Source organism: Bacillus sp. MMSF_3328 (assembly GCF_030733525.1).
GTDB classification, from domain to species: domain Bacteria; phylum Bacillota; class Bacilli; order Bacillales; family Cytobacillaceae; genus Bacillus_AB; species Bacillus_AB infantis.
The window spans coordinates 338,648-363,773 of the sequence record NZ_JASHIV010000002.1 but is presented as its reverse complement, the minus strand read 5'-3'; the positions used below and the strand labels follow the sequence as shown (position 1 = coordinate 363,773).

The 25,126-nt window shown below is 44.7% G+C and carries 23 protein-coding genes and 1 pseudogene; 20 read left to right on the top strand and 4 right to left on the bottom strand.

Annotation, left to right across the window (positions count from 1 at the left end):
* The first annotated feature begins 211 nt into the window (after positions 1–211).
* Positions 212–685, top strand: coding sequence for a hypothetical protein (locus RBB45_RS05505; protein WP_306009207.1), 474 nt, complete (start codon positions 212–214; stop codon positions 683–685).
* Positions 686–1,071: 386 nt separating this feature from the next.
* Here RBB45_RS05505 and RBB45_RS05500 read toward each other — a convergent pair whose 3' ends face one another.
* Entirely contained in the window at positions 1,072–1,416 is a 345-nt protein-coding gene (locus RBB45_RS05500) for a YlbF/YmcA family competence regulator (protein WP_009793305.1), read from the bottom strand.
* A gap of 141 nt (positions 1,417–1,557) precedes the next feature.
* On the opposite strand from RBB45_RS05500, the gene RBB45_RS05495 reads away from it, so the two are divergent.
* The 4 genes from RBB45_RS05495 to RBB45_RS05480 all read left to right on the top strand — a co-directional run bounded on the left by RBB45_RS05495 (position 1,558) and on the right by RBB45_RS05480 (position 6,145).
* Positions 1,558–2,313 carry an alpha/beta fold hydrolase gene (locus RBB45_RS05495; RefSeq protein ID WP_306009206.1) on the top strand — a complete coding sequence of 252 codons (756 nt, stop codon included), beginning with the start codon at positions 1,558–1,560 and terminating at the stop codon, positions 2,311–2,313.
* Between the two features lie 78 nt (positions 2,314–2,391).
* Complete coding sequence (locus RBB45_RS05490; RefSeq protein ID WP_306009205.1) at positions 2,392–3,276, top strand: GNAT family N-acetyltransferase; 885 nt, start codon at positions 2,392–2,394, stop codon at positions 3,274–3,276.
* A gap of 13 nt (positions 3,277–3,289) precedes the next feature.
* A complete protein-coding gene (locus tag RBB45_RS05485; protein ID WP_306009204.1) occupies positions 3,290–4,300 on the top strand; it encodes an SDR family oxidoreductase in 1,011 nt (336 codons plus the stop codon).
* A gap of 156 nt (positions 4,301–4,456) precedes the next feature.
* Positions 4,457–6,145, top strand: a complete 1,689-nt coding sequence (locus RBB45_RS05480; RefSeq protein WP_129612630.1) for a methyl-accepting chemotaxis protein — start codon at positions 4,457–4,459, stop codon at positions 6,143–6,145.
* A gap of 37 nt (positions 6,146–6,182) precedes the next feature.
* Here the strand turns inward: RBB45_RS05480 and RBB45_RS05475 are convergent, their stop codons facing one another.
* Positions 6,183–6,518 carry a hypothetical protein gene (locus tag RBB45_RS05475; RefSeq protein ID WP_009793310.1) on the bottom strand — a complete coding sequence of 112 codons (336 nt, stop codon included), beginning with the start codon at positions 6,516–6,518 and terminating at the stop codon, positions 6,183–6,185.
* Positions 6,519–7,369: 851 nt separating this feature from the next.
* Between RBB45_RS05475 and RBB45_RS05470 the strand changes: the two genes are divergently transcribed.
* From RBB45_RS05470 to RBB45_RS05455, 4 genes are read left to right on the top strand one after another with little or no spacing between them, the layout of a single operon-like run.
* Positions 7,370–8,086: a response regulator transcription factor gene (locus tag RBB45_RS05470; RefSeq protein WP_129612633.1), complete on the top strand. Its 717-nt coding sequence runs from the start codon at positions 7,370–7,372 to the stop codon at positions 8,084–8,086.
* Positions 8,076–9,551 carry a HAMP domain-containing sensor histidine kinase gene (locus tag RBB45_RS05465; protein WP_306009203.1) on the top strand — a complete coding sequence of 492 codons (1,476 nt, stop codon included), beginning with the start codon at positions 8,076–8,078 and terminating at the stop codon, positions 9,549–9,551. Before RBB45_RS05470 ends, RBB45_RS05465 begins: the two co-directional genes overlap by 11 nt.
* A complete protein-coding gene (locus RBB45_RS05460; protein ID WP_253617183.1) occupies positions 9,541–10,602 on the top strand; it encodes a LolA family protein in 1,062 nt (353 codons plus the stop codon). Before RBB45_RS05465 ends, RBB45_RS05460 begins: the two co-directional genes overlap by 11 nt.
* Positions 10,603–10,614: 12 nt before the next feature.
* Positions 10,615–12,318, top strand: a complete 1,704-nt coding sequence (locus tag RBB45_RS05455; RefSeq protein ID WP_306009202.1) for a M56 family metallopeptidase — start codon at positions 10,615–10,617, stop codon at positions 12,316–12,318.
* 56 nt (positions 12,319–12,374) lie between these two features.
* Here the strand turns inward: RBB45_RS05455 and RBB45_RS05450 are convergent, their stop codons facing one another.
* Positions 12,375–13,148, bottom strand: a complete 774-nt coding sequence (locus RBB45_RS05450; protein WP_306009201.1) for a class I SAM-dependent methyltransferase — start codon at positions 13,146–13,148, stop codon at positions 12,375–12,377.
* 157 nt (positions 13,149–13,305) lie between these two features.
* Here RBB45_RS05450 and RBB45_RS05445 point away from each other — a divergent pair, with 157 nt between their 5' ends.
* From RBB45_RS05445 to RBB45_RS05400, 10 genes are all read left to right on the top strand, one after another.
* A complete protein-coding gene (locus RBB45_RS05445) occupies positions 13,306–13,620 on the top strand; it encodes a PadR family transcriptional regulator (RefSeq protein WP_306009200.1) in 315 nt (104 codons plus the stop codon).
* A gap of 12 nt (positions 13,621–13,632) precedes the next feature.
* Positions 13,633–14,262, top strand: a complete 630-nt coding sequence (locus tag RBB45_RS05440; protein WP_009793318.1) for a DUF2812 domain-containing protein — start codon at positions 13,633–13,635, stop codon at positions 14,260–14,262.
* Between the two features lie 628 nt (positions 14,263–14,890).
* Positions 14,891–15,583: a response regulator transcription factor gene (locus tag RBB45_RS05435; protein ID WP_009793320.1), complete on the top strand. Its 693-nt coding sequence runs from the start codon at positions 14,891–14,893 to the stop codon at positions 15,581–15,583.
* Positions 15,561–17,798, top strand: coding sequence for a sensor histidine kinase (locus RBB45_RS05430; RefSeq protein ID WP_306009199.1), 2,238 nt, complete (start codon positions 15,561–15,563; stop codon positions 17,796–17,798). The genes RBB45_RS05435 and RBB45_RS05430 overlap by 23 nt, the downstream gene beginning before the upstream one ends.
* A gap of 11 nt (positions 17,799–17,809) precedes the next feature.
* Positions 17,810–18,325: an RNA polymerase sigma factor gene (locus RBB45_RS05425; RefSeq protein ID WP_248138775.1), complete on the top strand. Its 516-nt coding sequence runs from the start codon at positions 17,810–17,812 to the stop codon at positions 18,323–18,325.
* Positions 18,326–18,516: 191 nt separating this feature from the next.
* The gene (locus RBB45_RS05420; RefSeq protein WP_306009198.1) at positions 18,517–19,368 is read left to right on the top strand and encodes an effector binding domain-containing protein; all 852 of its coding nucleotides are present in this window, start codon (positions 18,517–18,519) and stop codon (positions 19,366–19,368) included.
* Positions 19,369–19,736: 368 nt separating this feature from the next.
* A complete protein-coding gene (locus RBB45_RS05415; RefSeq protein WP_009793326.1) occupies positions 19,737–20,471 on the top strand; it encodes a membrane protein in 735 nt (244 codons plus the stop codon).
* 79 nt (positions 20,472–20,550) lie between these two features.
* Entirely contained in the window at positions 20,551–21,489 is a 939-nt protein-coding gene (locus RBB45_RS05410) for a catalase family peroxidase (protein ID WP_306009197.1), read from the top strand.
* A gap of 167 nt (positions 21,490–21,656) precedes the next feature.
* On the top strand, positions 21,657–22,505 hold the full coding sequence (locus RBB45_RS05405) for a halocarboxylic acid dehydrogenase DehI family protein (RefSeq protein ID WP_306009196.1): 849 nt from the start codon (positions 21,657–21,659) through the stop codon (positions 22,503–22,505).
* Between the two features lie 256 nt (positions 22,506–22,761).
* Complete coding sequence (locus RBB45_RS05400; RefSeq protein WP_306009195.1) at positions 22,762–24,054, top strand: histidine--tRNA ligase; 1,293 nt, start codon at positions 22,762–22,764, stop codon at positions 24,052–24,054.
* Positions 24,055–24,107: 53 nt separating this feature from the next.
* Here the strand turns inward: RBB45_RS05400 and RBB45_RS05395 are convergent.
* Positions 24,108–24,272 (bottom strand): annotated as a pseudogene (locus RBB45_RS05395) (hypothetical protein); the annotation flags it as partial.
* 265 nt (positions 24,273–24,537) lie between these two features.
* On the opposite strand from RBB45_RS05395, the gene msrA reads away from it, so the two are divergent.
* The gene (gene msrA / locus RBB45_RS05390; RefSeq protein ID WP_306009194.1) at positions 24,538–25,068 is read left to right on the top strand and encodes a peptide-methionine (S)-S-oxide reductase MsrA; all 531 of its coding nucleotides are present in this window, start codon (positions 24,538–24,540) and stop codon (positions 25,066–25,068) included.
* Positions 25,069–25,126 lie beyond the last annotated feature (58 nt).

Here is a 25,126-nt window from a genome sequence, read left to right as displayed (position 1 = left end):
CTCTGATGGTGGGAAAAGCCGGTTAGAGTGTCTCAAGAGGAGAATATGAGTCACTCTGAAGGGGGAAAAGCTGGTTAGAGTGATTCAAAATAAAGATATGAGTCACTCTTCCGGTCGGATAACCCGTTCAGAGTGCCTCAAGAGGAGAGAAATGAGTCACTCAAACAAAAATAAAGTCAAGAAGGCGCCTGAAATAAGGAGGAAGCAATAAATGAAGCTTAGAAAACTCATCCAGAGAAAATTGACTGCTTCGTTTGCTGTCTCAGCAGCGGTCTCCATATTGTTTGCTTTTTTTGCTGTCAATGATTCTGAACCTGCCTCTGGACTTGGAACCGCCTTTCTTGGCTGGCTGCTTTTATTTATGCTGTATGCAGGAGCGATTGTCTTTTTTTACGGGAACCTTGTTTTGTTTCTGCTTGAAGTTTTGCAGAAACGGGTAGCTGTCCTGAGGAAAGACTGGTTTTATATCTTTCTCCACGGGCTTTTCGGATTGGCAAACGGACTGCTTTTTCAAAATACGATTGCAGCAATATATGGTATGGGAGCCGCTCTTTTATACGCATTACTGGACAGGCGGATTTTCAGGAGAGAAGGCAGCATCTTATTTATAGTACTTCCGCTTTTATGCGCCGGTTTGCTTTGGGGTTATCTTTTACTGATATCAGATCCTCAGCCCCCTTTCTGAGATTGAAGCGCTAGAGTTTGCTTCAATGGGAGAAGGATCGATGACTGACCGCTTCCCCGAGAGAGAAGGCAAATGGGAAGGAGAGATTAAAGGATATCAGGTGGTAAAAAGAAAACGTCAGCACAAAAAAATAGGGAAAGAAAAATTCATTATTTCATATAAAGATCATGGGGAAAAGACGGTAAGTTCGGCTCATGGTATATTTCGAATGAAGTTGGCCGCCAATTTTACTGGCAAAGGAGTTGGAACAGAGGAGCGGCAATACTATAAAGAGGAGGGCAGGCCATAATTTTGCAAAGCTTGGACCTTATATAAAAGGAAAGCAAATTTGCTTTCCTTTTTTAAAATGAAAAGAGGGCTGATCTAAAAAGCTTATTGCTGCCGTTCTACACTCCGCTATAAATCTCATCCATCGGCCTGGCCAGCATCATATTCAGTTCCTGGATTGCCTTGAAGATTTGTTCTTCTGCCTGCAGATATGAAGCGGTTTTAGGATTTTGCATCAGACCGGATTCCAGCACCTGCAGTTTCTGGATATCAGCAGGACTCAGATTTTCTCCCCGGATCTGCTTTTCCTGCAGCAAGTGGTGGATGCTGCGGAAATCCTCGATCAGCTGCCTTGCTGCCGGGTCGGCATTGATTTCTGCTGCCAGCTTCCTCAACAGCTGATACTCCCTGCTTCCGCGAATAATGGTTTCCAATGCAGGCCCCTGCTCTAATAAAGCTTTCATTATTTCCCCTCCATTAGCCTAGATCATACAGCGTATGTACAAATGAAAAAAAAAGTTCGAATAACTAAAAATAACTGGATAAATTTCAGAATAGAATGATAATATTAAATAGACTAATTAGTTTATTTAGGGGGAATATCTGTGGGATCAGCTCTTGTTACGTTAAGAAATGAGTCTATTTTTGTAAAGCAAATGGGGGAAGGCGAACCAATCGTTTTTTTGCATGGGGGACCAGGCGGGGAGCATGGCTTTTTTCTCCCCCATCTTGCCCCCTTGTCTTCACAATTCAAGCTGGTATTTTATGATCAGCGCGGCTGCGGCAAGTCTTCTTTTCGTGAAGAAGCCCTTTATACTATGGGGGAAGAAGTTGAAACTTTAGAATCGTTAAGAGAGCATCTCAAAATTGACAAACTGAATCTTGTCGGTGAATCCTGGGGGTCGATGCTTGCCCTGTTATATGCTTCCAAGTATCCGGAAAACGTGAATAGGCTTTTTTTGACCGCCGCTGTCGGTGCCAAAACAGAAGGCTACGTAAATTTTGGCCGCCTGCTGATGGAAAGGCTCTCTGAAGCAGAGCTTGAGCGCTTCCATCAAGTTACAGAGGACTATAAAGAAGGCAAGGCAGCTGCAGCAGATATCTTTCAGATCATCGATCCATATTATTTGTTTGATAGTGCCAATCTTTCCAGGAAAACTGAGACGAAAAGCAATACTATTGTAAATTCACAGATCGGGGAAGATATTCTGCAAAATTACGAATCCAGCATCAATCCAGCTGCTCTGGCTGATATCCCTGTTATGGCAGGCACAGGGTGTAAGGGATATACTGACCCCCGATATGCTGGAGGAGCTGCTGCTTTCCCTTATTCCCCATGCAGCAATAGAAGTGATACCTGAATGCGGGCACTGGACTGCGATTGAACAGCCGGCAATATTAATGGAAAAAATAATAGCTTTCTTCAAAGGAGAAAAGTAATGATTGAAATAAGGCGCTTGTCGGATTGCAGTATAAATGAAGCAGTGACGGCATGGAACAAAGGGTTTGAAGGATATTTCTTTGATGCATCGACAACACCGGAAAAGTTTGTTGCACGGATGGCAGCTGAAGGACTGTCGCCGGATTTGTCTATTGTCGCTTTTGCGGAAGGAAAGCCGATCGGGATTGTAAAAAGCGGCATCCGGGAATGCAGGGGAAGGAAGATTGCCTGGAATGGCGGCACAGGTGTTGCTGCTGCCTGGCGCAGCAAAGGGGTCGGACGCATGCTGATTGATGAATCTATTAAAATATACAAAGAGGAAGGCGTCCAGCTTGCCACGCTTGAGGCAATCAGCGAGAACAGCAAGGCAATTGCCCTTTATGAAAAACTGGGCTACCAGAAAGCTGATAGTCTGGAATATTTGGAGCTGAAAGGCTGCCTGGAGCAAAATCCTGTCAGATTGAATAACCAGCATTCTTATCTTGCAGAGTATGTTTATCCCCAGGAGGCTTCCTCGCTGAGCTTCTACAAAGGAACTGCCCCATGGCAGACTTCCTGGCAGAATGCAAAGGATGGCGAGGCTCTGATTGCATTGGATAACGGAAGTGCAGCTGGCTATGCTGTCTTCCGTAAAGGTTTCACAGCTGAAGGAAGGCATGCTGCAACCACTTTGTTCCAAATTCAAGCTGACCCAGGAAGAAAAGATTGGCAGGAAATCATCACCTTTCTGCTGACTGAAATTTTTGGGGACTTCAGTGATGAAATTCGAAGAGTCATACCTAACTTTCCTGTTAAGGACAACAGAGAAACGTATGAACTTTTGTCAGGTATAGGATTTACTCCTGCCGTAAAGCAGGTTTATATGATAAAAGAGTTATCATAATGGGGGCCATCAAATGAAGGTATTAATCATTGGCGGTACAAAATTTATGGGGCCGTATGTGATAGAAGAGCTTAATCAAAAAGGCCATAGTGTTGCAGTTTTTAACAGAGGGCAGACTGAAGTATCCATGCCGGAGGATATAATCCGCTTTAAGGGAGATATCAATGATATCACTCATCATAAAGATGAGCTAAGAGGCTTCCGTCCAGATATAGTCCTTGATATGATTCCGTTTACTGAAAAGCATGCTGAGACTGTGAGGGGAATTTTTGAGGGAACAGCAGAACGGCTTGTGGCCATCAGCAGTGCAGATGTGTACCGGAGTTTTGGCCGGCTGCTCGGAACGGAGCCGGGAGAACCGGTTCCTGCACCATCCAAAGAAGATTCTCCATTGAGGGAAAAGCTTTATCCCTATAGAGAAAATGTAAGTGAGGAACACTTTTATTATCATTATGACAAAATTCCCGTAGAAAAAGTCTATATGAAAAGCGAAAAGCTGAAAGGCACAGTCCTGAGGCTTCCAATGGTGTATGGGCCAGGTGACAGACAGCACAGACTTTATCAATATATTAAGAGAATGGCAGATAAGAGGCCGTATATATTATTAGATGAAGTTCACAGCCGGTGGAAGACCTGCAGGGGATATGTTGAGAATGTCGCCCATGCCATTGCAGCGGCTATCGAAAACCCCAAGGCTGCCGGAAAAATTTATAATGTCGCAGAAAATAATTTTTCGGAAAGAGAATGGGTCAGCAGGATTGCAGAAGCGGTGGGCTGGCAAGGCTCAGTAGTGGAGGTGGAGGAAGGGCAGCTTCCCTTAGGCATAAATGCCAGGCAGAGTATTGATCTTTCATCCGATAAGATAAGAAATGAACTGGGCTATAAAGAACGCATTTCATTCGGGGAAGGGCTTCAAAAGACAATTGAATGGGAGCTTAACAATTCGCCTGCAGAACAAGCTGCGGAAAATTTTAATTATGATAAAGAAGATGAGATCATCAGGGAATTTGAAAAAAGAATCTAATAATGCAGGGAATGCAGAGGTCCGCACTGTTGAAAAACAGGCTTAGAATTTACTTCAATAACTGAATAGTTCGAATTCAGCACATTAACTGAAAAACCTGCAAAATCTGCCGATAAGTCATATGAACGAGCTGACAACAGAGAGAGAGGGAGCTTAATGAGAATGACAATCGGGAGAAAGCTGTTTGCGGGGTTTTCTGGCGTGCTTATACTGCTGGCAGCGATGTCGGTGATCAGTATTACGCAAATTAAATCAATCGACAGCCAATATTCAGAGCTGATAGATGACCGGGCTGCAAAGCTAGTGAAAATCAAAGAGCTTAACATTAATATTGCAGAACAGCAGAGCAATCAGGGCAGCTACCTGGCACTTGGCGAAGAGAAGTATTTGAAGCAGTTTGAGGAAGGTCACTCTGCCTATCTAAAATTAAGCAAGGAGCTTCAATCCACAATCAAACGGGAAAAATCGAAGGAATTATTTAAGGACCTAAATAAACTTGAACTGCAATATTATCTTTTTTCCCAGTCTGTTTTTCAACTAAAGCAGCAGGGAGAAACGGAACAGCTGGAGATACTTGTATCCAAACAGCAGATCGTGGAGAATTTTAACAAGAAGGTTAAAGAGCTGTCCCTATACCAGGAAGAGCTGATGGCAGATGGGCAGTCTGCTGTGTCTAAGGATTCCGCAGGGATTATGCTTGCCGTCTCCTTAATCGGATTTGCGGCCATCCTTATAGGCATCCTGGCCGCTATCCTGACAGGAAGAACCATTACCAGGCCTGTTAAGCTTCTTGCGGCTGAAGCAAAGGAAATTGCAGGCGGAAACCTGGCAGTCCGGAAGCTGAACGTCCGGAACAAAGATGAAATCGGCCTATTGGCAGATTCTTTTAATCTGATGGCACATAATTTGAGGAAAGTTATCCAAGATACTGCAGAAAATGCCGAACAGGTGGCAGCTTCGGCCGAACAGCTGACAGCAGGGGCAGAGCAGTCAGGGGCTGCAGGAAGACAGATTGCCGCTGCCATGAATAACGTGGCGTCAGGTTCTGATAAACAGGTGCAATCGGTAGAGCAGGCTTCTATTACAGTAGGGCGCATGTCTGCCGGTGTAAAGCAAATCGCAGATAATGCGGCTGCTGTTTCCGAGACTGCCGCTGGTGCAGTCAGCCTGTCAGCAGAGGGCGGCAAGGCGATCGGTTCTGCAATCGAACAAATGAGTTCTATTCATGAAACCTTTGCAGGGCTGGAAGAGGTTATTAAAAAGCTTGGACAGCGGTCACATGATATTACGCATATTATAGAGGCTATTACCGGGATAGCGGATCAGACCAATTTGCTTGCATTGAATGCAGCAATTGAAGCAGCGCGGGCTGGTGAGGCTGGAAAAGGATTTGCAGTAGTCGCCGACGAAGTCAGGAAGCTTGCCGAGCAGTCAGCAGATTCTGCGCAGCAAATATCCGGTATTATTGCCGCCATTCAGCGGGATACCGGAAAAGCCATTTCTTCGATGGCCGATGCAGGCAAGGAAGTCGAAAGGGGAATATCTGCAGTTGAGGAAGCAGGCGGGAGTTTTAAAGAGATTGGGGACTCTGTATCAGGGGTCACAGCACAGATCGAAGAGGTTTCAGCCGCCGTGCAGCAGCTTGCAGCAGGAGCCGAACATATTGTACGGGCGATCGATGATATAGCTGCTGCAGCCGAGGAGTCGGCTTCGAGCACCCAGGAGGTTTCTGCTTCAACCGAAGAACAGCTTGCATCCATGGATGAAATGTCAGAATCAGCTGCATCGCTCGCGAAAATGGCAGAAGAGCTTAATGAATCAGTAAGCAGGTTCAGATTGAATTAGTAAAGCAATTGGCATCGCGTCAGCGGTGCTTTTTTTCTTAACATCCTTTAATCGTGATGGAAATAGGTTCGGCGGCAGGAGTAATGGGCAGGTCATCAGATGAAGGGTCGAAAATAAAGGGGCTCGGGTTGTCATTATTAAAAAGGATCTGTTCAATGGCACCAGCTGCATAATCGATTGATTGAAAACTCAAGGTCCGCTGATTGAATACAGACTCAACAGGCACGGAAACCATCAGAGAATAACAGTAGCTTTCTTTTAGAAAACTGACCTCCATACGCAAATTCCGCTCCGTAAAGATATGGGTTATGTCACAATCCCTGTAATACATAAGATTCAAAAGCATATTCCGGATTTCTTTTTTTGTGGTCATCCTAATTCCTCCTATCCAGCAAGATGGGATGGGACTAAGAAAAGTCTGAAGGATCCCCTATTGAATTCTTACTCTAATATTAACAGGTAATTCCGCCACAATCGATAAGCATTTATGTCTATTTATGGCAGTGCTTGGCGGTATTTGGCAGATGTAGCTGAAACGCTACGGTATCTGGAGAAAAATGCAGGGGAATTGTGTGGAGAAGCTGGCTGACCGGTCAAGTCCAGGAAAATATTTTTTTACCGAAAAAAAGATGGTCCCATTGGGTGGGCCCATCTGCCGTCAATTAACAGCTGCATGAATGTGTATGGCAGAAAATCGTGCCGCAGCGTGTACAAATATCAGATTCAGAGGCTATTACCTTCTGACCGCATTCTCCGCATGCTGCTATTGGAGACACATGGATGCCATTATTAAAAAATATGTCCGCCTCAAGAGATTGAACCTGGTTTTTTTGTTCCACAGGAGAAAGGCATTGAAAATCAACATAATAATCTTCTGTTATAAGATTTTTCATTTTCTTGCTCCCCATATAAATTCCCTTGGCCAATCTGACGAGACTATAATTTCCGCCGCTACCTTTCATAATATATAATTCTCCCGGTTTCACTGAACCACTCCTTTATATACTACTTTCTGCAAAAAGGGGCGAATCCCTTTTTAAACAGAATTAATAGTGTTGTAATATATCAATATAATAATTAGAATAAAAGGTAAATGATGGTTTGAAATTGAACTGCTGGGAACGGGCCTGGCAGTTTTATTTTTTTTTGAAATTATGAAGTGTTTATAAAGTTTTCTTAGATACAGGTATCATTTTCTATAATGGACTGGAAGGGGAGGGACATATGGCAAAGCAAGCAAGACTGCTGCTCGTGGAGGATGATGGGCAGATCGCCAAAATCATTAGTGATTATTTACGGAAGGATGGTTTCAGTGTGGCATGGGCATCTACCGGAAAAGAGGGGCTGGAGGAATTTGCTGCAGAGGCCTTTGATCTTGTGCTTGTCGATCTAATGCTTCCTGAGCTGGACGGTTTCACGCTGCTGCGGACCATCCGGAAGACGCATGAAATTCCAATGCTGATCATCAGTGCAAGGTCAGAAGATGAAAGCAAGGTGAAAGGCTTTAACCTGGGAGCGGATGATTATATCACAAAGCCGTTCAGCCTTGAAGAGCTGAGTGCCAGAATTACCTCCCATTTACGCAGGTACAGAAGATATCAGGGAGTAAATGATACCAGCAAGGTGAATGTCTATCATAATGGCCTTTCAATCGACTTTTCTCAAAAAGCGGTTCACTTGGACGGTCAATTGCTGAATCTGACTGCAAAGGAATATGAGCTGCTGCATCTCCTGGCTAAAAATCCTTTTGAAACTTTTTCGAAAGAAGCTCTGCTTGAAATGATCTGGAAACAGGAGGATATTTCTGCAAGCAATACGGTAACCGTGCATATCAAAAGCCTGCGCAGCAAGCTGAAGGATACTTCCAGGTCAGCTGTTTTTATACAGACGGTTTGGGGTTCCGGCTACCGTTTCATTGGAGAAGATAAGGATGAAAATTAAAACCTGGCTCAGAATCAGTTATCTCGCCGTGATGCTGCTTCCTCTGCTGTTTCTTTTTCTGCTGTACTCGAGCATATCTGAGTGGGACAAACAAAGAGATATTACTGAATACATGGAAGTGCAGCAAACAATGCAGGAGCTCAGCCCCAAACTGGATAACAATGATCTTTATCAGATCCAGCCGGCCAGCCGGTACGAACAGATCAAACAGCTATCCAGCGATAAGCTCAAAATTTCTCTTTACCGCCCGGATGGAGTCTCTCTTTTTTCCTCCCTTGAAGACCTGTCAGTGAACAGGCTCCAGCAGAGGAGGCCGGAAGATCTGTATAAAGGGCTCCATGAAATGGAAAAAAACATGATATCTTATGTGGTGAAAAAACCGGTATTTGCTGATGGCAACTTGATAGGGATTTATGAGGTCACCTTTGCCCGGCAGACCTGGATGAAAGGCGTTGAAAACCGCACCCTCCTTTATGGGGCATCATTAGCCGTCTTCCTGCTGGCAGTGTATGCGGCAGCAGCGCTCGTGATAAACCGAAAGCTGAATCGGCCCCTGCAGCGGCTTGAAAACCAGATGGAGCGTTTTGCCGGCGGAATGCCAATAGAAAAAGAACAGACTGCAGGAGATGAAATTGGTGCACTTTACGAAGGCTTTTATCAGATGAAAACTCAGCTGGAGAAGTCCCAGGAGGAAATCGTACAGCAGCAGAAGGAAAAGGAATTTATTTTAGCAGCATTGTCACATGATATGAAAACGCCGCTCACTGTTATCCAGGCTTATGCAGAAGCATTGACTGGCAGCCGGCCATTAAGTGCAGAGGAAAGCAGTGAATATAAAGAAATACTGCTGGAGAAGCTCGGCTACATGAAGCAGCTGATCGATGATCTCGCCCTTTATGCATCCCTGCAGACCGGCCAGAAAAAAATTGAACTGGCAGAGGTGGAAGGTGAAGAGTTTTTTGAATATCTATTGGCCGGATATGAAGAGCCCTGCCTAAAAAAAGGAATCAGTCTGCAAGTGGAAACAAAGGTCAGCGGGATATACAGCCTGAATGCAAGCCAAATGCTAAGGATAGCTGATAATCTAATGGCAAACGCCATCCGGCATACCGGTGAAGGCGGCACCATCCTGGCAGCTGCTGTCTCTGCAAATGAATCACTGCCTGAAGCTGTTTACTCTCCATTTAGAAATGAACTGGAAAAGTGGAGAAAAGGTGGAGCAGTACTTCTGGTACAAAATGAAGGAAGCTATATCCCGGAACAGCTGCAGAAGACTATCTTTCTCCCATTTGTCCAGGGTGAAGATTCAAGGGCTCGTGGAGGGAGCTCCGGTATCGGGCTGAGCATCAGCAAAATGCTGATGGAGCAGCATGAAGGAAAAATCAGTGTATGGTCCAGTGAAGGTGATGGAACCCTTTTTGCCTGCTGGATTAGAGAAAGGAAGGAAACCAAGAATGAGATTTAAAAAGATGATAACAGCAGCAGGTGCAGCGGTCATGATTCTATCAGGCTGCAGCGGAAGCATCAATGTTTCTTCAGATGAGATCGTTTCCAATGTACTGGAGTCCGGAAAAGAACCTGCAGCTTATTTTGGAAAAGGATCTTACAAGATTTATAGTGATGGTGAACTCACCGAGGATGCGTCTTTTGAAGAATATGCAGACAAAGACGGAAAAAGGAAAATCATCATGGAGAACAGCGGAGAAAATGGAATGCGGTTCATTGCCATCAATGACGGCAAACAGCTCATCAGCTATGAGGAAGGAAGCAATACGGCACAATCAATAGATATCAGTGGAGCTGAGCTTCCAGCTGCTATGACGCAAAAAGAGCAGATCACCGGTATGCTTGAAAATCTCAGCGGCACGCATTCATATGAAGTGGCCGGTGAAGAAGAGATGATCGGAAGGGATGTTTATCATTTGAAAATAAATGCCAAGTCAAAGGAAAACCTGCTTGGCGATATGGAATTCTGGGTTGACAAAAAAACATGGTTTCCGATAAAGTCAGTTTCCAATTCAGGGGATAACCGATCAGAAGTAATCTATGAAAGTGTTGATTTTTCCCCGGATTTTGCAGCTGATGAATTTAAGGCAAATCTGCCAGAAGATGTTGAGATCGTATCGATCGATTCCAGTATGGAAGCAACTGAGGGCACTGCAGAGCAGGCTGCAGAAAAGCTGGGCAGGCCAATCCTGATCCTGGAAGAAAGCTTAGAGAGAATTGAATGGACAGAGCTTGGCGGAGAATTGGCACGGACCGAGGTGACTGCCTATTATTCCAAAGACGATATACCGAGCTACAGCATTTCAACATTCCCGGTTCCTGAAGGAGAGGATATGGATCCTGGCGGAGAGGAAGTCACTGTAAGGAATACAGCTGGTTCTTTTGAGAAAGAACTCCGCATGATCAGCTGGGATGAAGAGGGACTCCGCTATGTGCTGATGATTGAACATCCTGATTTAAGCAAAGAGGAAGTCATTAAGGAACTTGAAGACATGGAGCCTGTCAGCTAAAGGAGGAGAATCATGCTGCCTAGTATAACTGAAATGATGTTCCCGATATTTTGGGGATTTGCCATTGCCGGAATCGGTCTGCTGATCGGGATTAATCACCGAAAATGGGCAGCTGCCGCTGAAATCCTGCTGGCTGCTGCTTTTATCGGCTGGATGATTTATAAAAATGGATTTCTGGATAGCCTTCTGCTGATTTCCCTTCTTTCCACTGCCTATTTCTCCCTTTTTCTGGCTGGAACCGGCTATAGAAAGTACAGGGAGCTGAAAGAGGAGTTGGGCCGGATTGAAGCTGAAGAATGGATAGTCAGCCGGAATGCAGCTAGAATCTGGACTGATATTCTAATCAGCCTGGCCGTCTTTCTGGGTGCCATTTTGTTTCTGATATTTGGTCCTGAGGCCAGTCCGCTTAAGGTATTTCTCCTTTTCGGCCTAATAGCTGCCTGGGCAGAACTGGGAAAACGTGTAATAGTCTTTGTTACTTTAAGAATCTATTTTTCTGAAGAAAACAATATGCTGTTCATTGTTTCCAGGCTCGATTGCAGAGAGCTGCCTCTGTATGCTTTGAAAGAATACAGGGAAGAAGAAGCGGCAGATATTCTGAGGCTTCACCCCCTGCTGACTCTATTTACTTCAAACAGCGATTTTACAACTAGTCTGGGGCAAGTTCAGCGTTTAGGGTCTGCAAATGAAACGATCTACCTCAATATAGCCGATACAGACAGGCTGAAAGAAATGATCAGCTGCTATCCGGAATGTCAAACAGGAAAAGAAGCTGCAGCTGTTCTTCCTCTTTACCACTGGAAAAATTTGAAGCGGCTGGCGGGAAAGCTTTACTATGCGGTCACAGTCAAGGGAATCTCAGCATACACATCGATCATTCTTATCCTCTATTTCCTGGAGGTGAATTCCTGGGTCATTGCAGCCTCAGCTTTCCTGTATTGGCTCATCAATTTATACCTGTCTGATAGAGTTTTGAAAATAGCGATGGATGCAAAGGAAATTCAAAATGCAGAAATCAGGCAGATGGCTGAGAGGATTTTTGCAAAGGCGGGGATTCCGGGAGTAAAGGTATATGAAACTGACTCTCCGCAATATAATGGCCTTGCCACTGGCATGAATATTGGACGAGGGATGGTAACAATAACAACAGCTACATTATCTCTGCCCCCATCAAGCATAGAAAGCATTCTTGCCCACGAAGCCATACATGTTAAGAAGCGGGATGTACTCTGGTCGCAAATCTGGAGGATTGCCTATTTTTTGATGCTGGCATTATGTGCATGGCTTCTTTTAGACAGGGTTCCTGATATTACTGAATATCCTGTTCCGGTTTTTATTGGCGTCTGGCTCCTTATGATGTTTCTGCCTATCTATCAATCTTTTATTTCCCAGTGGATGGAAGTAAGAGCAGACCAGCTCGGGGCACAGCTTCTTGAGGGAGGATATAGCCAAATGGCTGGCGGGCTTGCAGATCTGGCAGAAAGGCAGGATCATGAAGTCAATCAGTCAGCCGAATACCGTGCAGCAAAAGATGAAAAAAGGAGAGTCATCTCCTCGCTTAAACGCGACAAGCTTATATGGCGCCTCATTGAATTTCAGTTCATGCCCCACCCGCCTATGTATTGGCGTGTGCAAACCTTGAAAAACAGCTCTTCCCCTAAAGGGATGATTAAGAGATGGGCCGCAGACAGGATGAGGGAGTCTTTTACAAGATAAGCTATGAATGACCTGTGCTTTCTTTAGGGAGAGAACAGGTCATTTTTTTCCTTGCTTTAAACAGCTGCCCGGACGATATATCTGGAATGAGTAATGGCCAATCCTCTGGAAGCTGCATACTGATTGAAAATCCTGGTGATTTCAGAGCCGTATTTTTCCTTAACGAATGCTGTTATAGATGGCAGCTGTCCGAAACAGGCCAGGTTTATGACGTCCTGCGGTGACTTGAGATATTCAATACTGGTCACCTCTTCAATTGTCGCATTCGTAAAATTGGAATTCTCTGCACGATTCTCCAGTCCTTTTAGAATGGGAGTACCCGTTTTTTCTTCAAATAGAACCGGAAACAAACCAGGCAATTCCCGGCCCTGACTGTCGCCCGGATGAAGGCCCAGGATATGCCCGCCGTCTTTCACCGCTCTCTTTAAAAGAGGGTAAGCAGAAGTGGGTCCTTTTCTAATATAGGCAAAATCAAACTCCTTATTGGCAAATGGCAGGCCGCTTTTTGTATTTGCATTGATAAAAGATACATTAGGCATCCGCTGTCGATGCCCTTCCATGATGAACGCCTCTGATGCATCAACCCCCACAATTTCCTTGGCAAATGAGGCAAAGTGCATGGTAAAACGGCCTTCCCCGCACCCCACGTCAAGAACTTTCTGATTGACCGACAATTCTTCAGCCTCGCTGTCAAATATAGATTCTCCATTCGGCTCATTAATGAAAGAATCCCAAGGATACAGATATTTTCCTTCCAATTTGCCGAGCTGTTCATACCATTCGATTGAATGTGGTGCCAGCCAGCCCTGAATAGAAGTGAGTTTTGTCAATTTGTTTCCTCCTTTCTGTCAGTCACTAAGTATGTTTTCTGCAGGTTGTGGTGGTTTTCCTGTTTTATGGAAAAATAGGTAAGTATACAGTTGAATTATTCAGTTTGACTGTATAAAATAAAACTATACAGTTGAACTGAATAAAGAGGAGGGCAATATGAAAAGAGCTAAGCATCTCCCGCTTACAGAAACGGTTTATTATATTTTATTATCATTGCTCGAACCGGCACACGGCTACATTATCCTTCAGAAGGTAGAAGAGCTGAGCGGCGGGGAAGTCAGGATGGCTGCAGGTACATTGTATGGAGCATTGGAAAATCTGCAGAAGCTGAAATTCATTCAGCCTGTTAAAAGCGATGACAGCAGGCGGAAGGTATTCGTCATTAGCGATAAAGGAAAGGAAATGCTGCTCCTGGATTATCAAAGAATGCAGCACATGACCAGGATCACGGAGGAAGCGTTAAAAGAATAGGAGGAGAACAGAATGAGGAAGTTCAAATGGTTCTTTGATTTTGATAAAGAAGCGCTTTGGCTTAATAAGATGGCAGGCAAAGGATTTCTGCTTGAGTCCAAGACATTTGGATACCGGTTCCGCAAAGCAAAACCAGTAAGAGCTAATTATAAAATAGATTTCAGGCAATTTTCCTCGCAGGGCGACTTCGATGATTACCTGATGCTCTTTAGGGACAGCGGATGGGAACATATATCGGGAACTAAAACCTCAGGATCTCAGTACTTTATACAGGCTTCATCTGAAGCTGAAGCAGATATCTTCTCTGATGCCGATTCAAAAGCTGGGCGGTACAAGCGCATGTCAAAGATGTATCTTACTTTGTTTTGGACTTTCCTGCCTATCCTGACCGCTCTGATCGTTACAGACGCGATAGAACCGATGGCTTTGCTGAATATCAAAGAGCTTTATTTTACACCGGGATTATGGGAAAAAGAAGGCGCCCGCTTCTGGTCAGCGTTTCTATTCGAGACCCCCTTCGCACTGATGAGAGGAGCTTCCTGGCTGGTTCTTCCGGCCATGCTCATCTTATATCTCGTATTCAGTGCAAAAGCGGAGCGCCTGTACCGGGAAACGAAGGATTCGGGAACCTTGAAGTATTAAGGAGAAGCGTTGTCCAAGTCATTATGGAAGTGCTGAGACCGCTTGCGGAAGGCAGGGTAGCGAGGCCGGAAGGAGGAAATGTAAGGGGAATTTTGTAAGAAAGAGGGATAGTGATTACAAGCAGAGTGGCTGGAACCACTATTTTAAAAGAAAAATAGTAGTATTAGCCGGAGGAGCTGGAACCACTATATGATGTAAATAGAAAAATAGTGGTCCTAGCCGGAGGAGCTGGAACCGCTATTTCGTGAAAATAGAAAAACAGTGTTAGGAGCAGAATCACTTCCCAAAAACATGTAAAGCTTTTTTATTGCTTTAAAGGCCAGCCTTAAATCCTATTTCAAAGATATACAGCAGCCCAGCGAAAGGGGCCCATTTTCACCATAAACGGAAATCATGATCAATTAGTCACTGGAGGAACTTGCTTTCACCTTATATACGTTATCTTTCACTTAAGCTGCCTCCCGGCGGCTTTTTTCTATTCGCTGCTTTCACCGCTAGGTTTCTAGTATACAATAGTGGAAGCAACATCCAATATTAAGAAAATCTTAAGATATTTATAAAAGGAATATTAAGATTTGCTCTTTATGATAGATATATAAGCAGCTGCTAAGAAGGTAGGAATAGGGGAATGGAAAATTATAATGTACTTGTGGTAGATGATGAAAAAGAGATCCGGGACGCGATTGAAATTTATTTAAAAAACGAAGGAATTACGGTGCTGAAGGCGGGCGATGGTATTGAAGCGCTCGAGATGCTCAATGAACACCAGGTCCATCTGATCGTCCTGGATGTGATGATGCCGAATCTGGACGGCATTTCAGCAACTTATAAAATCAGGGAGAAAAAGAATATCCCGATTATCATCCTGAGCGCGAAAAGCGAGGATACCGACAAAATCCTGGGGCTGCAGGTCGGGGCTGATGACTATGTAACCAAGCCTTTCAATCCTATGGAACTGGTCGCAAGGGTTAAGTCACAGCTGAGAAGATATGTGTCATTCGGGACGTTTGAAGGCATCAGAAAAGTCGTGGATCTGAATGGCCTGACGCTTGAAAAGGAAACAAAGGAAGTCAAGGTCAATGGCGAGCCTGTTAAGCTTACACCGATAGAATATAAAATAGTAGAGCTGCTCATGCTTAATGCCGGCCGGGTATTTTCCATCCAGGAGATCTATGAACTGGTCTGGAAGGAACCGGGCTATAATGCAGAAAATACGGTTGCCGTACATATCAGGAAAATACGGGAAAAGATAGAGATCGATGCAAAAAATCCAAGATATTTAAAGGTGGTTTGGGGAGTTGGATACAAGATGGAAAGGTAGGCTGATGATTGGCGTATGGGCACTTTTGTTCACCATTTTCATCAATGGGGTGCTTTCAGCTTTTCTTTTAGCAAGCAATTATTCTCATCGTGATTTTTTTCATTCAGATTCTTTCATGTATTCAGTTAATGAAGCAGCCGGATATTTAAGCATGTTTGAGCTGCATGATCTTAACTTAGCGGAAGCCAAAGAGGCCATAACGGTATCAGACGCTGAAATTGAGGAACATCGGACGAGATACGGTTCCCTGCCGGCACAGATAGATAATATCAACGCACAGTACGAAGCTGTCATTATGGGTGCGGCCGATTCCGGAAATATTGAAGCAGAAGAAGGTTTTATCAAGGAAAGAGATGAAAAAATCGCTGACATTACAAAGAATTTTCAAAGTGATGACCATGTCAGGCCTAAGGTGGTCAAGGAAAAGGAAGAAAGGCTTGAAGCGCTTTTCAAACAAAGGGAACAGTACCGGGAAGAATATCAAACGGTTAAAAAGAACTTTCTGTATTATTTTAAAAATGACCAGAATGGAAAGGTAGTTACAAATGTTGATTTAAAAAGCGGTGAGACAGCAGAAGAGTATTTCCGTGGAGATGAAGTGCAGTTTGCAACAAATTTTTACGTGGGGCCAGATTCATTTTTCTATACTCTGCCCCATGAAACTGAAATGATTGATCCCCTTCTGAATGCCATTGGCGATTATGAAGGGAAAATTGCTGTTGCCTCCAGTATAGGGCCTTCAAATTCATTTTATTATGAAAGCCAAGCTTATAAGCTAAATCAATTGGTACTTGGAATTATGGCTGCCGCTGGTATGGCTGCTTTCCTTCTCTGGATAATGGTCACGCGCAGATCTGCGGCATTAAAAACCGAAATGGGAAAATGGGTGCCTTTTTATAATAAGCTGCCGATCGATACCAGAATTCTCTTTTTCCTGCTTTCTGCCCTGGGTGCATCACTTTGTATGCCTGTCATTATAGACTGCGTCAGAAACTGGATAGAAGTCCCGTATGACAGGCTGGAGCTGATTGCATTTGTTATAGCTGGAACATTCTTGTGGGGATTGGCATTGGTGCAGTTTTTCTATATTTTAGCTGTAGTGAGGGACGGAAACCGATTCCAAAATGAATGGAAAAAGAGTCTTCTCCATGAAGGAGGAAGTGTTCTCAAAAGTGCTTATACACAATCCAAAAGAGCTTTGGAAGATGCCTTTTTACAATGGAGCACAGGCACCAAAATGCTCATCATGTTCATCCTCGTGTTTGGCATGGGAGCCCTTTCCATCATCATTCTTATAGATCCAATATTTATCATTGTGTATCTTATCATTCTCTTTGGTCTGGGCACGCGGATTGCCATGAGCCTTGTAAAAAAGATCGGCTATTTTAATCGCATCGTCCAATATACGGAGAAATTGTCTTCGGGAAATCTGGGTCCGGATCTCGAGGTTTCCGGAAGATCTGTTTTGTCTGACCTGGCTGCTAATGTCAATCTATTAAAGGAAGCGGTAAGAACTTCCCAGAGCCAGGAAGCCAAGAGCGAGCGCCTGAAAACAGAGCTGATCACGAATGTGAGCCATGATCTCCGGACTCCTTTGACGTCGATTATCACTTATACAGAGCTATTGAAGCAGGAAGGCATCGAGGCGGATGAGAGGAAGGCGTACCTTGAAATCATAGACCGCAAATCCCAAAGACTGAAGGTTTTGATTGAGGATCTGTTTGAAGTAAGCAAAATGGCAAGCGGAAATATCGAGCTTGCCAAAACGAAAGCAGACCTTGTTCAGCTTCTTCAGCAGTCCCTAGGAGAATATGATGAAATGATTCAGGGATCAAGCCTGAATTTCCGGGTCACAAAACCTGACAAACCGCTGGCTGCTATGGTTGATGGACAAAAAATCTGGCGGGTATTTGATAATCTGATCGGCAATATCCTGAAGTACTCACTGGAAAACAGCCGTGTGTATATCTCTATCCGGGAGACGGGCCGAAAAGCGGAAATCACTTTCAAGAATGTCTCCAAATATGAGCTTAATGATAACGCAGAAGAGCTGTCGGAAAGATTTAAACGGGGAGATGAATCACGCCATACTGATGGATCAGGCCTGGGGCTGGCCATCGCCAAATCGATCATTGATTTACATGAAGGAGAGCTTGAAATCGGGACTGACGGCGATCTTTTCAAGGTGATTCTTATACTGCCATTGGAGGAGTGAGGGGTGGAAAAATGACTGGGGCAGAAATAGCAAATTCATATGAAACTCATAAAAAAAGGCTCTTTCATATCAGCTATTCTATTACAAGAGACTCTTATTTAGCCGAAGATGCTGTCCAGGAAACATTCATTAAGGCACTTAATAAGGCACACACCATTATAGACAAGGAGAAGCTGGGAGCATGGCTGTCTGTTACTGCAGCCAGAACAGCAATTGATTTTGTACGCAGGGAACGGAAGAAAAGCTGCCAGCCTATGGAATTAGAGGCAATCGAAGCTCTGGGGAATGTTAATAGCGAAGCGGTTGACAGCATGGTAGAGGCCCAGCTGATGGAGGCGCAGATCAATCGGGCGATTAATACTCTAGGGGATGGCTACAGAGATATCCTGCACCTCAAAGCAAGCAAGGGACTGAAGGAAAAAGAGATTGCAGAGATGCTTAACCTGAAGCCATGTACAGTAAAAACTAGATTGTACAGGGCGAGGAAAAGATTGAAGCCTCTTTTCATCGGATTAGCAAATATGTAGAACAATACAAAAGGAGCTTAGCCAGAAGCTCCTTTTGTCTTCCATCTAGAGAGAAATCTTCACGCTTGCAAAAGGGAAATCTGTACTTTATATAGAATAGATTCAGAAAAGATATTGCTGTCATTAAAGAGCAAGAATTGACAGGAGGCCAGCATGATCAGCTGCTACTATAAAAGCAAGGAGTGAGCGATATGGGATGGGCTGAGGGGCTTCAGAAAGCGATCGATTATATGGAGGAACACCTTCTGGATGATATTTCAATTGAGGATATTGCCTTGGAGGCAAATGCTTCTTCCTTCCATTTTCAGCGGACATTTACGGTACTGACAGATATGTCGATTGGAGAATATCTTCGGAAGAGGAGGCTGACGCTAGCAGCGCAGGAGCTTACAACATCAGATGAAAAGGTCATCGATATCGCCCTGAAATATGGCTATGACACTCCTGAGGCGTTCGCGAAAGCCTTCCGCCGCCAGCATGGGCTGACACCAACAGATGCGCGGAAAAAGGCTGGACAGCTGAACGCCTATAATCGCCTGGTCATACAGGTAACCTTGAAGGGAGCGGAACCAATGAAGTACAAAATCATTGAAAAAGAAAGCTTTACAGCGGCAGGGATCAGAAAGGAATTTTCCATGGAAAACGGTGAGAATTTCAAAGGCATTCCAAAAATGTGGAAGCAGGTGCATGAAGACGGCATCAATAAAATCCTTTTTACGCTGAATGAACATGTTCTTGGAATTTGTGTCGATAAAAGGGGTGAGACCGGAGAGCCGAAGATGGACTATTGGATTGCGGCAGAGTGCAAAGGCGGGAAGCCGGAAGGATTAGAAGAGCTGATCATTCCTGCCTCCAAATGGGCTGTTTTCGAGGTGCATGGTGAGATGCCTGATGCTATGCAGAATACCTGGAAGCAAATCTTCTCAGAGTGGTTTCCTTCCAACCCGTACGAGCATGCTGGGACACCAGAGCTGGAAGTCTACAATGACGATGACCCTTACAGCCCGGACTGCTATTCTGAGCTCTGGATACCGGTAAAATAGGCAGATGAAGTGAAAGGGCGGCAGAAAGCTGCTCTTTTTTGCGTTAAGAAGGGTGTTTAGACTGTCTGGAGTCAGGATATGGAATATTAGGCTTCGGGAAGCATGTGGTTTGTGATAAATCTAGTATCTTATTGGGATTTTTTATAGGTGCAGCTGGCTTTTTAATTTATTCGGCGGTTAATTCAATCAATTCAGCAAATAATACAATCATTTCGCAGGATAATCTACCGTTTTCAGCAGATAATCTACCATTTCAAAAAATATTCTACCAATTCACATTTTCAGCAGCGGCGCGATCCAAGCAAACCTGCCGTCCCGGCAGATCGGCAATCCCGAAACAGACATCAAACTTAAAAAGGAATGATCTTATGCTCTTTTGGCTCAGCATGGTTTTTGCCATCGGTTTTGCGCTCATCCATTTCTCATCAAAATATATGAATTTTATTGAAGAAACCCCAAGGAGCAGGATCCTTTCCATAGCCGGCGGCATTGCCGTTGCTTATGTGTTCCTGCACCTGCTCCCGGAATTGAATGGCTATCAGGAGAGCCTGGAGGATTCGATCGGGACGGATGCTGGAAAATATATTGAGAATCATATTTATCTGATTGCCATGATCGGGCTGGCGATATTCTATGGCCTTGAACGGATTGTGAAGGTTTCTAAAAAGAAGAAGAAAGACAAGACGGAAAATCAGACTTCGGCAGGCGTGTTCTGGATTCACATCGGATCTTTTTTTATTTACAACAGCATCATCGGCTATCTCCTCATCCGTGAGGAATTTGAAAGCCCATGGGGCATGTTTTTTTATTTTATAGCTTTAAGCATTCACTTCATCACCAATGACAGGGGGCTAAGGCGGGATCACCGGGAAGTTTATGACAAATACGGCCGCAAGCTCCTGACTGCAGCAATTATGCTCGGCTGGGTGATCGGAGCTTTTATGGAAGTCCATGACCTGATCATTTCAATCCTTGTCGCTTTCCTGGCCGGAGGAGTTGTTCTGAATGTGCTGAAGGAAGAGCTTCCCGAAGAGCGGGAAAGCAGCTTTGCGGCCTTCTGCATCGGCCTTGCCGGCTATTCAGTACTCCTTATGGTCATTTAAAAAACACACACCCATTTGTTTCTGGTAGCCGGGTCAGGGGAAGAATAGAGTAATCAATAAGAGAAAAGGGGGCCAACCAATGGATGGCATTGAAAATACTAATCTTGCCGGACGTGCCATAGACAGTATTGAAGGAGCAGCCGGGAAGTTCCCTGGCCGCAAAAGGGCGCATGCACGGGGAAGCTCCTATAAAGGAACTTTTAAGCCAAACGGAAAAGCCGCCTATTTAACGTCTGCCCCTCATCTGCAGGGTGGCGAGGTGCCGGCTATCGTCCGTTTTTCCAACAGCTCAACAAATCCTGGACACAGTGATGCCCTGACTCCTCCTAAAGGAATGGCAGTTCAATTCCAGCTGCCTGACGGAGACGTTACAAACCTTGTATGCACGACAGTTCCGCTGTTCTTTGCGAAAACGCCTGAATCCTTCACCAAAATCATCGAGCTGTTTGCCTCTATCCGAAAGGGGAAGCCTGATCTTAAATCATTAGCAGGCATTGCTAAAGACTTTCCTGAAAGCAAGGCGTTCATTGAATTGATCCAGGAGGTGAGACTGCCTGCAAGCTATGCGGCAGCTCCTTACTATTCTATCCATGCCTTTTACCTCACCACCGGGGAGGGAGGACGGCAGGCAGTTAAATTCATCTGGGAGCCGGAAGAAGGCGTCAGCATGTATACAAAAAAAGAAGCAGCCGGCCATCTTGGGGAAACATACCTCGTAACAGAGCTGGATGAGAGGCTGGCAAAAGGTCCAGTCCGCTTTACATTATCTGTGCAGCTGGGAGAAAAAGATGACCCGACAGGTGATCCTACAGTGCTATGGCCGGGAGACAGGCAAAAAATCGCGGTTGGGGAGCTGACGGTCAACCGCAGGCTCGAAGATTCAAATGAAGAGTTTTTTGATCCAACCATTCTACCTGAAGGCATTGAATGCAGCGAAGATCCTATCCTCCATTTCCGGCATGAAGCCTACCATGAATCGAGGAAGAGGCGTGAAAGCGAGAAGAAGGAAGGGCTTTAAACGGGCTGCTGTAAAGGCAGCTCTATTTTTTATTTATATCTGCCGACCTCTTCAGCCAGCATCCTGTGATCCACACCCTTTTAAAGCCTTGGGAAGAAGTGTTTTCTGTTCTTACATATTCCGTTCCTCTAAGCATATGTTTAATGAAAAAGGAAACGGTGGCTACATTGAAAAAAATACAATTCGGCATTCCGGAAATTTTTGAGGAAAGCGCTTCAGCTTCACTTAAGGTGCTGTATGGTGATATAAAGCAAGTTTTAAAGGTGCCCATTATCAATTTTATCTTCCGGGCGCTGGCACAATACGAAAAATTTCTTTATACAGGGTGGCAGCAGGTGCGTTCCAGCATGCTCACCATGAGTGCAGAAAGGGCTGCAGCAAGTTTGAGAGAACCGTCCCTTTCTTTCGTGCCTGAACGGTACGACTGGGCGAGTATTATGGGTATGGAGAGTCTGAAAAAAGTTGAAAAAATAGTATTTACTTTCAACTATGTTAATCCCAAGCTTCTTTTGATTGCATTGGCCTGGCAGGAAAGTTTGGGGTACAGGCCGATAAAGGGCGTGGCCTTGTCAGGTGGATTGATAGAGCCGGGAATTTTACCGGGACTGCCATCCATCCGGCTGATCGATTTTCCGGAAGCTGACAGCAGGCAAAAGGAGTTACTCTGGGATCTTATGACTGTGAAGCACAGCTATGATATTGCAAGTGATTACCGCGCACTTGCTTTATATCCTGAATTTCTGCAGCCGGTCTGGTCTGGGATGAAAGAGTATGTATCTTCTGATGAGTTTTCACTGAGGTCCAGGAGCATTAAGGAGCATGCCAGGCAGCTCGTCCATACAAACTTTCCTTATCCTGTTATTATCACGCCTGAAGATCTGGCGGGCATGTACTCACATAAGGATGCTGCCGGCATAATGGCAGTGATAGCCCTTTTTTCTGATTTTCTTGCAGATCTTATCATAGAAGGTGAGTGCATCCGCCGTTTTTTATATCCGCCATTAGAATCCGGTTGATATTTTTATTCCTCTATGCTACATTATATGGAAATTAGAGGTGATCCTTATGCAGCCGGATAGAAGCTGTTGTCCATTTTCACAAAACCATCATCATAAAAACTAGCCTTGCTATCGATTTTTTAAAAAATCGCAAATAGGAAGGCTATTAATCATGAACCGCATTATTTTAAGTGTCCACTTAAAAGAGTGCGGTTTTTTTGTATTTCTAAAAGGATGAGGATGATCTCTAAAAATTAATCTGGAGGAATCGCTGATGAAAAAGATGAATTATCAAAATGTAAAAGGCACTAAAGATTATTTGCCTGAAGAAGAGATTGTAAGACGGAGGATTCAAAGAGAACTGGAGGATGTATTCATTCAATACGGATGCAAACCGCTGGAAACCCCGATTCTGAACTATACTGGCCTTCTCGCTTCTAAGTATGGCGGGGGAGCAGAGATTCTTGAGGAGATGTATACGCTGTCTGACCGCGGCGGCAGAGATTTGGCTTTAAGGTATGATTTGACTATCCCATTTGCAAAAGCAGCTGCCATGAATCCTGGAATACGGCTTCCTTTCAAGCGGTATGAAATCGGCAGAGTTTTCCGAGATGGCCCGATAAAGACAGGGCGTCTCCGCGAGTTTACACAGTGTGATGTTGATATAGCAGGGGCAGATTCCCAGCTTGCTGAAGCCGAGCTGATGGTAATGGCACTGGATGCCTTTCAGAGGATTGGCCTCGATATTACAATTCAATATAATAACCGCAAGCTGCTCTCCGGCATGCTGCAGGAATTCGGGGTGCTGGAAGAGAAGCGCAATGAGGCAATCCTTGTGCTCGATAAGCTGGAAAAAGCAGGCTGGCAGAAAGTTTCTGAAGAACTGGCAGCAAAGGGAATCGGGTACGAAGCGATTCAAAGAATTGCGGGCTTTATTTCTGACAAGAACATTGGAAAACTTGCCTACTATGAGGAAATGGAGGATAAAAACGTCCACTTAAATGAAGGATTGCAGGAATTGAAGGAGCTGGAAGGTTATCTAACCTATTTGAATTCCAGCCGGAAAGCGGTTTTTAATCCTTTTTTAGCAAGAGGCCTGGACATATACACAGGCACGATCTATGAAATATTCCTCACGGATAGATCGCTTGCCTCAAGCATAGGGAGCGGCGGCAGATATGATAACGCAATCGGCGGCTTCATAGGGAGCGGAAAAAAAGTTGCAACTGTTGGAATCTCGTTTGGGTTGGATGCCATTTTTACCGCAGTCAGCCAAAGCCTTTCCTGGACTGAACGGGAAAGTACAGCAGATTATTTTATCATTCCAATCAATACGCCAAAAGAATCCCTTGCTCTTGCACAGTATCTGCGCGAAAAAGGGTGGAGAGTAGAGTTGGAGCTGGGCAGCCGGAAAATAAGCAAGGCTCTTGAAAGGGCTAACAAGGAAAGCATCAGGAAAGTAATTCTGCTGGGAGAAGAAGAAGTCTCTAATAACCAGTATAAAGTAAAGGATATGGAAACAGGGGAAGAAGCATTCGAGAAATATGATTTTAAGAAGTATGTCTGAAAAAAGAAGCATGCAAACATCTGCTTTGCATGCTTCTCCTATTTTAATTAATACCAAAAGCCGGGGCGTCCGAAACCATAGCCCCATCCAGGACGTCCATATCCCCAGCCTGGCCTGCCATAGCCCCATCCGGGACGGCCGTAGCCAAAGCCATACCCGCCATAGCCCCATCCAGGGCGGCCAAAACCGAACCCGCCGGTAGCTGCACCAATTGCCAGAAGCGGAAGGAACCTTTCATCATGCTGCTGATATGCATACTCAGGAATTGCCATATAAGGATTCATTTGCATAGCCTCCAGTCTCTTTTTCTCTGTATGCTATGCAGAAGGAGGGCAGTTGCCCGCAATTATGGCGGGGAATTTTGAAAATGGACATTTGCCCAGTGAAAATTTCTTATACTGAACATGAGAATATCCAAAAGCCTGTGGAGGTGGTAAACTGGTAGAAAAGCTTCTCATATTTAATAGAAAAGGTGATTTGTGAATGACAGAGAGAAAAGAATTGGCAACTTTTGCTGGAGGCTGCTTCTGGTGCATGGTCAAGCCTTTCGATCAATTTGACGGAATACATAGCATCATTTCCGGCTATACCGGCGGGCATGCTGCTAATCCCACATATGAAGATGTGAAAAAAGGGGACAGCGGCCATTATGAGGTCGTCCAGATCGAATTTGATCCTGACGTGTTTCCATATGAAAACCTGCTTGAACTGTTCTGGCAGCAGATAGATCCTACCGATGAAGGCGGCCAGTTCCATGACCGCGGGGACCAGTATCGGACTGCTGTTTTCTATCATAATGAAACTCAGAGGGACAAAGCGATTGCTGCCCGCAATAAGCTTGCTGAAAGCGGAAAGTTCAGCAAGCCGATTGTCACAAAGGTGCTGCCTGCTGAAACCTTTTACCCGGCTGAAGATTATCATCAGGACTATTATAAGAAAAATTCCGCCCATTACAAGGAAGACAGAGAAAAATCAGGGCGTGATGAGTTCATTAAAGAACATTGGGAAAAGTAAAGCTCAGTAAGGCCCCGCAATCTTGCATGCGGGGCTTTTTTTATTTATGACACTATCT